The sequence below is a fragment of the Luteibacter sp. P4_E6 genome (genome assembly GCF_056401535.1).
In genome coordinates this window covers 1-3,412 of the sequence record NZ_JBFUJE010000426.1, presented here as the reverse complement: position 1 = coordinate 3,412, position 3,412 = coordinate 1, and the positions used below count along the sequence as shown (strand labels likewise).

Annotated in this window: 1 protein-coding gene; it reads left to right on the top strand. The window is 64.6% G+C overall.

What is annotated here, in order from left to right; translation table 11 throughout:
* Nucleotides 1-3,412 (top strand): beta strand repeat-containing protein (locus tag AC1DT2_RS18565; protein ID WP_477297950.1); only part of this gene is annotated, 3,412 nt, incomplete at both ends.

The following is a 3,412-nucleotide window of genomic DNA, read 5'->3' as shown; positions in this document are numbered from 1 at the left end:
CTCGTCAACACGAACGGCGCCACGATCAACGGCAGCAACACGGCGCATACGGGCGTGGCCAACATCGTTGTCGGTGGCACGCTGGACAACCAGCAAGGCGCCACGCTCGAAGGCGACACCCTGACGGCATCGGCCAATCGCCTCACCAACACCGGTAACATTCTGGGCGACACAGTGACCCTGAAGGCCGCCAGCCTCACCAATGGTCGCGACCTGGGTACCGCTCTGGCCCCGGTCGACTATGGCGAAGGGTTCATCGGTGCGTCCAATCAGCTCTCGTTGTGGGTGGGCAACCTCGCCAACCTCGATGGCGAGCTGTATAGCGGCGGCAATCTGAATATCGCGGGAGACGCCGCGGGCAACGCGGCAGGGACCCTGCTGAACAGCTCTGGTTGGATCCAGGCCCAGGGCAACCTCACCGTTACCGCGCAGCAGATCACCAACCAGCGGCGTTACTTCCAGACGAAGGACATCGCGCTGACGCCTGCCGAGCAGGCGCAGAACACGACAACCACGACGGTTCCGATCTATCGCTCGGACGAGATCAATCCGAACGGTCTTCCGCCGCCGGGTACGCCGGCGTCGCAGATTCTCGATGCCTCGCAGATTGCCGTGCTGGAGGCCTATTGCGGCAGCAGTGCCTTCGGTACGCCCGGCAAGAATGGCGACCAGTGGTGCAAGGGCTACCAGCCCGATCCGGACCACGACTCGCACAACATCTTCGCCGATGACTTGCAGGCAGTGGTCAAAGACACCCTGGTGTCCGTGACGGTGCTGGATTTTGCGACCGCGGCCGGCGTGATGACCGCCGGTGTCGATGTGAACCTCACCGGCGCCGTACTCAATGCCAATTCACAGCTGGCCGCCGGGCGGAACCTCACGATCGTCAATCCCACCACCGGCCAGACCGGCATGGGTGCGGTGATCAACCAGAGCTGGGTGCCGACCGGCACCGTCAAGGAAACCGTCGATCAGCAGATCGGCATCTGGGAAATCGACGGTGGCAATCACGTCTGGACGCTGGCCGGCTACAACAATTGGCAGCCCACCACGACTGGCAGCGCGACCGTAAACCTCCTGGCGGGGAGTGCGCCGTCGTGGATCACCTATAACGCGGGTCCGGGCCTGACGGCCTCGATCACCGCGGGCGGCACCGTGAACGTGACCGCTGCCCAGGTGAGCAACACGGAAATCGGGGGGCCGTCGCTGGGCCCCATCGCGGGGCCAGGAAACCTGAGCATGGCCAGTGCGACCGGCGCGTTCGCCACCGGGACCACGACGGCCGGCGGGACATCGGGTAATGCTCTGATTGGCCCGGGCGGAGGGAATGGCCAAACCGTCGGCGCCGCCTCGCATCCGCTGTCGGGCTACACGCCACCCAACAACGCCATGGTCCAGCAGCACACCGACGCAGGTGCGCCGTTCCTGATGACCACGGCGCCACGGTTCGCCACGGGTCCGGTCACCAGCTCGGACTATCTGCTGCAGGCGCTGGGCGACAACCCGGCGAATATCCAGAAGCGCCTGGGTGACGGTTACTACGAACAGAACCTGGTGCTGGACCAGATCCTGCAGCTGACCGGTCGGCGCAACCTGACCGGTACCGGCGATGCCATGTCGCAGTACACCGCCCTGATGGGCAATGCGGCTGCGCAGGCCGCACAGCTGGGTCTGACCCTCGGCGCACCGTTGACGTCCACGCAGATCGCCGCCTTGCAGTCGGACATCGTCTGGCTGGTGGACACGGTGGTCGATGGACAGCATGTGCTCTCGCCCGTGGTGTATCTGTCCAAGGCGACGGCGGACCACCTGCAGAACCAGGGCGCGCTGATCGCCGGCGACCAGGTGGCGATCCAGTCCGGCACGACGTTGACCAACGAGGGGATGATCTCCAGCGACCATGGCACCTTGCTCTCAGCCGATACGCTAATCAACACCGGCGCACTGCAGAGCGGCGGCACGCTGGCCGTTACCGCGCGCGGCGATGTGATCAATGCCGGCACGCTCTCCGCGCAGAGCATATCCGTGCAGGCAGGCCGGGACCTCACCAACACCGGAGCGATCACCGCAACCGGCGACGCGATGCTGATGGCCGGGCGCGACCTCACGACGAACGTAGCGCCGATCCAGGCGGGCGGCAACCTCGCGATGATGGCTGGCAATGACCTGACCGCCACGGCCAGCACGATTCACGCGCGCGGCAATGCGCAGCTGGTTGCCGGCAACGATCTGACGCTGGCCGCGCAGAGTCATGCCACGCGGAGCGAGACGGCATCGCACGGCGAGTCCGCGGTGACGTATGCGACGAGTGCGATCAATGCGGGCGGGAACCTCGTCCTTCAGGCGGGACACAATCTCACCAGTGATGGTGCGCAGCTTGGGGCGGGTAACCAGCTGGCTTTGACGGCTGGGAATGACCTCACTCTCAACGCTGTGACGGATCGACGCGGTACGACGGATCTCGACATCGACGGGCACACCGTTACGAACAAGTCGACGAGCGATGAGACGGTCAGGGGCACGAGTCTGACGGGTACGAATGGGGTTACCGTGATTGCCGGGCATGACCTCACGGCGACGGCGGCCACCGTGAATAGCGCCAGCGGTGCTGTAGCCCTAGGTGCAGGCAATGACCTCACGCTCAACAGCGCCCAGGAAAACCACAGCGCTTCGGTGGATACCAAGCGTTCGAGCAGCGGCTTCCTCTCCAGCAGCAGTACGCATATTCACGACAGCGTCAGCGACAGCAACGCGGTCGGCGCGACGATTAACGGAAACTCGGTGACGCTGGCAGCGGGCCACGACCTCACTGCGCAGGCGGCCCAGGTGACGGCCACTCAGGCCATTGCCTTGTCGGCGGGCCATGATGTCAACCTGTCCGCGGGTCAATCTGTACACACCGAGGAACACGATTACAGCAAGACATCGTCGAGTGTGATCAATACCAGCGCAACACGCTTCGGTTCGATCGATCCGGAGCAACGCGGCAACAAGCACACGCAGAGCATTGAACAGACCACGAGCGTCGGAACGCTCCTCTCCGGGGACACCGTCACCGTAGCCGCCGGTCACGACCTGACCGCAACGGCGGCGCAGGTGGCCGCCACGCACGACGTCGTGCTGGCTGCAGGCAATAACCTGACGCTCGCCGCCGGCAAGGACACTTATAGCGAGACCGACACCAGCAGCAAGAGCCACACCGGCCTGATGAACGGCGGTGGGCTCAGCGTGATGATCGGCAACCAGAGCCTGGGCACTACCTACGTCGACAACGAGGTCAGCTACACGGGTAGCCTCGTTGGCAGTACCGACGGCAGCGTGACCATGAGCGCCGGCAACGACGTGCATATCACAGACGGCACCGTTCTCAGCCAGACCGGCACGACCATCGTGGGCAAGAACGTGACCATCG